Raw genomic sequence first — 6517 nt, forward strand, 5'->3', positions numbered from 1 at the left:
CCTGCTGGGCCTTGGACTTCGGAAGGGTGACCGTCAGGACGCCCTTCTTGAAGTTGGCCTTGATCGCATCCTCGTCGATGGCGACCGGCACCGGCACCACCCGCTCGAAGCGGCCATAGTAGTGCTCGCTGTAGTGCCGATCCTTGTCCTCGACATCGGAGCGCTTCTCGCCCCGCAGGACCAGGACGCCGTCTTCGAACACGACGTCGACGTCGTTTTCATCCATGCCCGGCAGCTCGGCCGAAACGCGGATGGCCTTGGCGTCCTCGGCCACCTCGACGCTGGGCCAACTGGCGGAACGGCCCAGGATGGAGCCCCCGAAGTCGCGGAAGACGTCGTCGAAGAGGCGGTTCACCTCTCGATGAAGGGTGAGGAACGGATGGGTTTCCTCGTCGCGACGAGAGGTCGTGGTGAGCGCGCCCTCGTGCGGACGATGGTCATGCTCATGCCGTCCCCAAGGGATCAGATCACGAAGTTGCATCGTCAGCTCTCCTCTACGAGGCGGCCTGACGCCGCGAACCTGCGCGGCGCCGGCCGCCGGCCATCACGGTCGCTCAGTGGGTCTTCTGCTCCGTCTCGCCGGAGCCGATGGCGGACTGGCCCGAACCGGTGATCTCGATCCGCTTCGGCTTCAGGGCCTCGGGGATCTCCCGCACCAGCTCGAGGGTCAGCAGGCCGTTCTCCAGGCGCGCGTTCTGCACGCGCACATGGTCGGCGAGCTCGAAGGTCCGACGGAACGGCTGCTGGGCGATGCCGCGATAGACGACCTCGCCGTCCTCCTGCATCTCCTGCGGCCGGCCGCTGACGGTCAGCCGGTTGGGTTCGGAGACGATCTCCAGATCGCCGTCGCGGAAGCCCGGCACCGCCAGAACGATGCGGTAGTGATCGCCGTCGGCCTGCACGACATTGTAGGGAGGCCAGTTCAGGCCAGGGACCGAGCCGCTCATCGCACGGTCCATCAGGCTCAGCGCGCTGTCGACGCTCGGCATGGGCCGATAGCCGGACATCGGCGTCATAGTGTTCATCCTCATGGTCCAAGTCCTCCGTTGAGCAACATGGGTTTGAGGAGCGCCGGACACCGCCGGCGCCCGCCGCCGGACCTTCATCAGCGTCCGGCAAGACTTGAGGTAGGGCGCTCGCCACGCCCTGCAAGACCAATTTTCTGCATGTTTTCAGAGGCGCGCGGCCGCGCGCGAGCGCACGCGGGGGTCCCACGGACGACCGCGAAAAACGCGCCTCAGAACAGCGGCCCTTCGAACTCCAGGAGCTTCGAGGGCCGGATCTTCAACGCCATGGCGGTGTGCCAGATGGTCAGGATGGTCGGGTTGCGGCGGCCCAACTCGAGTCCGCTGACATAGGCCCGGTCAACGCCCATCAGCTCGGCGAGCGCTTCCTGCGAAAGGCCTGCCTCGCCGCGGTAACGCCTGACGTTGGATCCTACGATTGTGCGAACGTCCATGCCGACCTACCAACATGAACGAGGATTTTGATGCTACGCACTTAATTGCACGGTGAAGGCCCGGTTCCCACCTCGTTCAGGAACCCGGCCCGTTACGTCCGGCGGCTCATCAGGCGCTCAGCACCGCCCGAGCAGTCGGGCTCGCCGCCTCGCCGTATTCGCGCAGGATGTACGGCCAGCCGTCGGGCGAAGCCATGCCCCCGCGCAGCAAGTCTGCGCCCGCGCCGTGACGAGCGAAGCCGCGATGCTCGACCTCCACGCGCGTAAGCTTGGGACCCAGCGGGAGGAAGCGAACCTCGACCTCGCTCGCGCGCTCCGGCGGCTCCTGCCCCCGGTCGGCCGAAACCGCCCAGCTCAGCACCAGGCGCCGGTCAGGTTCGAACGCGCGCACCTCCCCCCAGTCAAGGCGACGGCCGCGCCGGTCGACCTCATACCAGCGACCGCCGGCGCGAGGCTCGATGGCGACGCCGGCGAGGTCGTCACGCGAGAAGGTGTAGGCCCTGGGCCACCAATCGCCGATCCGCTCGGCGAACACTCGAAAGGAATGCTGAGCGGGCGCGCTGAGGGTGACGCCCGCCTTCACAGGTTCGTCCGTCATGGTCATGCTCCGAAGCGCCGCCGCGCCCCCTCCGGCGCTGCGGCCTGAGTGAACGCAGACGCCGGGCCTCCAGTTTCCGTCTCACGCGGCGGAAGACCTACGAGCCTCGCCGTCCGGCGCGCCGGCGAGCTCCGCAAGCTCGGCTTCATCCAAGGTCTCCTTTTCGAGCAGCAGCCGGGCGCCGCGCTCGAGCGCGCCGCGGCGGCTTTCGAGAATCTCCACCGTGCGCGCGAACGCCGCCTCGACGAGGGCGCGCACCTCCTCGTCGATCGCGTCGGAGGTCGCCTCGCCGAAGTCCTTGTCCCGCAGGAAGGGCGCCGGCGCGTCGCCGGTGGCGAGGAACGAGCGCGGCTCCCGGTCGTAGGAGACCGGGCCCAGCCGATTCGACATGCCGTAGCGCGTGACCATGCTGCGGGCGATGTCGGTGACCTTGCGCAGGTCGTCGGCCGCTCCGGTCGAGAGATGGCCGTAGATGATCCACTCCGCGGCGCGGCCGCCGAGCAGGGCGCACATCTTGTTCTCGAGCTCCTCGCGGGTCATCAGGAACCGGTCCTCGGTCGGGCGCTGGATGGTGTATCCGAGCGCCCCCACCCCGCGCGGAATGATCGAGACCTTATGCACCTGCTCGACGCCAGGCAGCGCGAGGCCGACGAGGGCGTGACCCATCTCATGATGGGCCACCACCTCCCGTTCCTTCGGATTGAGGATGCGGTTGCGCTTCTCCAGGCCGGCGATGATCCGCTCCACCGCCTCATTGAAGTCGGTCATGGTGATCGCGGCCGCGCGGCGGCGGGTGGCCAGCAGGGCCGCCTCATTGACCAGGTTGGCGAGGTCGGCCCCCGTGAAGCCTGGGGTGAGGGCCGCCACCTTTTCGAGGTCCACTTCCGGCGCGAGCTTCACCTTGCGGGTATGCACCTTCAGGACCTCCACCCGGCCCTTCTTGTCGGGCCGGTCCACCAGGACCTGGCGATCGAACCGGCCGGCGCGCAGAAGCGCCGGATCGAGGATCTCGGGCCGGTTGGTGGCGGCGAGCAGCACCAGGCCGGTGCTGGAGTCGAAGCCGTCCATCTCGACCAGCAGCTGATTGAGCGTCTGCTCCTTTTCGTCGTGGCCGCCGTAGGCGTAGAGGCCGCGCGCCCGGCCGAGCGCGTCCAGCTCGTCGATGAAGATGATGGCGGGCGCCTTCTGGCGCGCCTGCTCGAAGAGGTCGCGGACCCGCGCGGCGCCCACGCCCACGAACATCTCCACGAACTCCGAGCCGGAGATGGAGAAGAAGGGAACCTTGGCCTCGCCGGCGACGGCCTTGGCCAGCAGCGTCTTGCCGGTGCCGGGCGGCCCCACCAGCAGCACGCCCTTGGGCATGCGGCCGCCCAGGCGGCCATACTCCTGAGGATTCTTCAGGAAGTCGATGATCTCGCGCAGCTCGTCCTTGGCTTCGTCGACCCCAGCGACGTCGGCGAAGGTGACGCCGGTGTTGGCCTCGACATAAATCTTCGCCCGGCTGCGGCCCACCTGCATGAGGCCGCCCGCGCCGGCCGCCTTCTGCCCCAGGTACATCCACAGGCCGAAGAAGAGCAGCACCGGGATCACCCAGGAGAGCAGGTCCCGGAGGAAGGTGTTTTCGATCTGGCCGGTATAGGTGACGCCGTGCTGCTGGAGTTCGCGCGCGAGCTCCGGCTCGACCCGTGTGGTGACGAAGGCCTTCTTGCCTTCGAGGGGCTCTTTCAGGCGACCCTGCACGAAGCGGTCGGAGACCCCGACCTCGGCCACCTTGCCGTCCCGCAGCAGCTGCTGGAACTGGCTGTAGGGGATTTGCGCGACCTGGGTTGCGGCCGCGATGTAGTGCTGGATCGCGATCACGCCGAAGAAGGCGATGATCCAGTAGATGACGTGGAAGCGGGTCTGCTTGTTCATGGACGCCTCGCGCGATCAGGAGCGGGCCCCAAGGCGCGCCTCAGGGCTTCGCGCCCTTGGGGAGCGCGGCCACCTCCGTGGGGCTCAGTTTGCGCACGTTGCGGACCATGCATTTCTGCGGACCGATGGCGGAGGGCGTCACGATCTCAGCGTCCAAGCCCGAGCAGATGGTGGAGCCGCCGCGGGATATCAGGGCGATCTTCTGCGTCCAGTCCACGTCGGGACAAGGCCCGAAGAGCTCCAGCTGATAGTAGTCCTTGACGCCCACTCGCAGGTTCACCGTGCGGTCGCCCTGCGCGGCGAAGCTGTTCACCTGATGGTTCCAGAAGCATTGCCGCGGCTGACTCGGCTTGTCGGCTGAGACGGCCGGCGCGGCGCCGACCCCGATCAACAGGGCCGTCGCGGCGGCCAAGACCCTTGTCCTCATTTCAAAGATCCTCCTTCCAAAGGATCCCCCGACGCGGGCGATATAGAGCGGGGCGCCCGGCGCGGAAGACGGCGCGGCGGCCGGCCCGCTCAGGCGGAAACCAGAGCGCCGTGGCGGGCATATCGCCGGACCTCGTGCTCGGCGGTGATCGCGGGATGCTCGCGGGCGGCGCGCCAGAGGTCTGAGGATCCGATGCTGCCGTGGGGACCATGGCGGCCGATGGTCAACGCCGTCCGGTGCGCCTCCGCGCTCGTCCATTCGGCAAGATTGTAGACGGACGCGCCGTCGCGGCCGGCGAAGAAGTTGGCCGTCAGCAGACCTTCCGGCGGCGTCGCATCGCCGTCGAGGGCCCGCAGCACCGTGGACACCCAGTCCCGCTGGGCGGCGGGATCCGGGGCCTTCAGCGGCTGGCGAACGACCACCAGGCAGCCGGGCGCTTCGCTCCGCTCCGCCCGCCACGAGGCGATCCGTTGCGCATCGGTGGACCAGGCGAGCTCGGCGTTGTGGACATGCGGCGCTTCGGGACAAGGCTCCCAGGCGATCGCCAGCAAGGCGGGCGCATCGAGGTCGTCGAAGAGCTGCAGCCGAGAGTCTGTTCCGATGACATTCCGCGCCGCCGCCGAGCGGTTGGCGGCGTTCGGGAACACCCAGCGCCAGATGCGAACGGTTTCGGCATCGCTGGCGCCGATGAGGCCGGTCATCTCGATCCTCCTTGAGATAGCGCGAGCCGCGCAGGGGCCCGCGATACGGCGCCTTGCAGCGCCCTTGACAGCCATCAGCTAGGGCGCGGCAAACGCGGTGCAACACGGCCCGTCTTGAAGGCCGGCCGGCGCGCGATACCTCGTCCTTCAGCCGCGCTTTTGCGGCGGCCGAAAAACATCTCGAGAGGTGAGACGATGAAGCGTCTGGCTGCGGCCCTGGCCGCGGTGCTGGCGTTCGGCGCCTCCGTGGCGTCGGCGCACCCGCACCGGGAGGGCTACTGGGTCTATCACGGCCGGCACTGGCCGGTTTACCGCGAAGTCTATGTCCCGCCGCCCGGCTGGATCGAGCGGCGCTGGATCGTCGGCGAGCGACTGCCGCCGGCCTACTACGGCCCACCCTATGTGATCGTGGACTGGCGCGCGCGGCATCTGCGCAAGCCGCCGCGGGGCCACCACTGGGTTCGGGTCGGCGACGACGTCGTGCTGGCGGCGATCGCCAGCGGCCTGATCACCGAGGTGATCCGGGACGTCTACGCCCGCTAGCCGCCTCTGAGGCGCCGCAGGCGAGCGCCTTCGGCGCCTGTCGTGCTTTGTTGAGTGGAGTGATGCGATGACCGAAAGAATTGAGACCCTCGTCATCCTGGCCGACGGTGTTCAGGTCCGCGGCCTCGCCGAGCGCCGGCGCCATGGCCCCCTGGCCGAGCTTGCCAGCTGGTCGCTCAAGGCCGACGAGCACGACCGGCACTGGGCGCGCACGCATGGCGGGACGGTGAACAATCGCATGAGCTACGGCCGCGACAATGTCCTGGAGGCGCCGCCGGCCGAGGCGGCCGAGAAGCGCTTCCTAGAAGGCGTGGCCGAACGGCTCAACCGCAGCGCCGCGGCCGGCGAGTTCGAAAAGCTCGTGCTGATGGCGCCGCCCCGCGCCTTGGGCGTGCTTCGCCAAGCGCTCAAGCCCGCCGTCGCGCGGCGTGTCGAGGTCACGGACGACCACGAGCGCATCAAAGCGAGCACTGAGGACGTGCGGCTGATCCTGCGCGATCTTCGTATCCCGGAGCGCTGACCGAGCGGCTGTCTGTGGTGATGAGGCGGCGCTTGAACGGCGGCCTCGGCGCCCATGTTCCGACGCTCGCGCGGTCTCGGAACCCGCCTCGGAACAGAGTCGTTCAACGCGCGCCTCCCAAGGCAGAGCATCCTTCTTGAGCAAGCCGGCGCAGGCTGCGCAGCAAAGCGCCTGCGCCGGGACTTGCCGCCTCTCCTCCCCCCGCCTGTCTTTTCCAGAATTGGGATTGTGCGGGCCTCGCCTCGACCTAAATCCAGCTCAAGGCCGCGGCGCCTCTGCTGGGTCGCGGCCCGTCGCCAAGTCGGCGTCATATCCACGTTGCTTCGAGGAGGACTGGAGATGAGAGCCCTGAACC

Annotated in this window: 9 protein-coding genes; 2 read left to right on the forward strand and 7 right to left on the reverse strand. The window is 68.4% G+C overall.

Annotated elements, in window-relative coordinates; genetic code table 11:
- The 7 genes from A2790_RS22140 to A2790_RS22170 form a co-directional block, all read right to left on the reverse strand.
- On the reverse strand, positions 1-481 hold a 481-nt coding region (locus A2790_RS22140), incomplete at its 3' end, for an Hsp20/alpha crystallin family protein (protein ID WP_293396557.1).
- Positions 482-554: 73 nt separating this feature from the next.
- The gene (locus A2790_RS22145) at positions 555-1031 is read right to left on the reverse strand and encodes an Hsp20 family protein (protein WP_293396559.1); all 477 of its coding nucleotides are present in this window, start codon (positions 1029-1031) and stop codon (positions 555-557) included.
- Positions 1032-1237: 206 nt separating this feature from the next.
- A complete protein-coding gene (locus tag A2790_RS22150; protein ID WP_293396561.1) occupies positions 1238-1459 on the reverse strand; it encodes a helix-turn-helix transcriptional regulator in 222 nt (73 codons plus the stop codon).
- A 109-nt stretch (positions 1460-1568) separates the two neighbouring features.
- Entirely contained in the window at positions 1569-2057 is a 489-nt protein-coding gene (locus tag A2790_RS22155) for an SRPBCC family protein (RefSeq protein WP_293396563.1), read from the reverse strand.
- Between the two features lie 81 nt (positions 2058-2138).
- A complete protein-coding gene (gene ftsH, locus A2790_RS22160) occupies positions 2139-3971 on the reverse strand; it encodes an ATP-dependent zinc metalloprotease FtsH (protein ID WP_293396565.1) in 1833 nt (610 codons plus the stop codon).
- A 40-nt stretch (positions 3972-4011) separates the two neighbouring features.
- A complete protein-coding gene (locus A2790_RS22165) occupies positions 4012-4398 on the reverse strand; it encodes a DUF6491 family protein (RefSeq protein WP_293396567.1) in 387 nt (128 codons plus the stop codon).
- 89 nt (positions 4399-4487) lie between these two features.
- Positions 4488-5099, reverse strand: coding sequence for a hypothetical protein (locus A2790_RS22170; RefSeq protein WP_293396569.1), 612 nt, complete (start codon positions 5097-5099; stop codon positions 4488-4490).
- A gap of 195 nt (positions 5100-5294) precedes the next feature.
- Here A2790_RS22170 and A2790_RS22175 point away from each other — a divergent pair, with 195 nt between their 5' ends.
- Positions 5295-5642 carry an RcnB family protein gene (locus tag A2790_RS22175; RefSeq protein WP_293396571.1) on the forward strand — a complete coding sequence of 116 codons (348 nt, stop codon included), beginning with the start codon at positions 5295-5297 and terminating at the stop codon, positions 5640-5642.
- A 67-nt stretch (positions 5643-5709) separates the two neighbouring features.
- Positions 5710-6162, forward strand: a complete 453-nt coding sequence (locus tag A2790_RS22180) for a host attachment protein (protein ID WP_293396573.1) — start codon at positions 5710-5712, stop codon at positions 6160-6162.
- The last annotated feature ends 355 nt before the right edge of the window (positions 6163-6517 follow it).

The sequence above is a fragment of the Phenylobacterium sp. RIFCSPHIGHO2_01_FULL_69_31 genome, assembly GCF_001824475.1.
Lineage (GTDB): Bacteria > Pseudomonadota > Alphaproteobacteria > Caulobacterales > Caulobacteraceae > Phenylobacterium.

Bases quoted from the DNA above. Each gene is read 5' to 3' on its own strand.
- A2790_RS22145 (WP_293396559.1), bottom strand. From the start codon at position 1,031: ATGAGGATGAACACTATGACGCCGATGTCCGGCTATCGGCCCATGCCG.
- A2790_RS22150 (WP_293396561.1), bottom strand. From the start codon at position 1,459: ATGGACGTTCGCACAATCGTAGGATCCAACGTCAGGCGTTACCGCGGC.
- A2790_RS22155 (WP_293396563.1), bottom strand. From the start codon at position 2,057: ATGACGGACGAACCTGTGAAGGCGGGCGTCACCCTCAGCGCGCCCGCT.
- ftsH (WP_293396565.1), bottom strand. From the start codon at position 3,971: ATGAACAAGCAGACCCGCTTCCACGTCATCTACTGGATCATCGCCTTC.
- A2790_RS22165 (WP_293396567.1), bottom strand. From the start codon at position 4,398: ATGAGGACAAGGGTCTTGGCCGCCGCGACGGCCCTGTTGATCGGGGTC.
- A2790_RS22170 (WP_293396569.1), bottom strand. From the start codon at position 5,099: ATGACCGGCCTCATCGGCGCCAGCGATGCCGAAACCGTTCGCATCTGG.
- A2790_RS22175 (WP_293396571.1), top strand. From the start codon at position 5,295: ATGAAGCGTCTGGCTGCGGCCCTGGCCGCGGTGCTGGCGTTCGGCGCC.
- A2790_RS22180 (WP_293396573.1), top strand. From the start codon at position 5,710: ATGACCGAAAGAATTGAGACCCTCGTCATCCTGGCCGACGGTGTTCAG.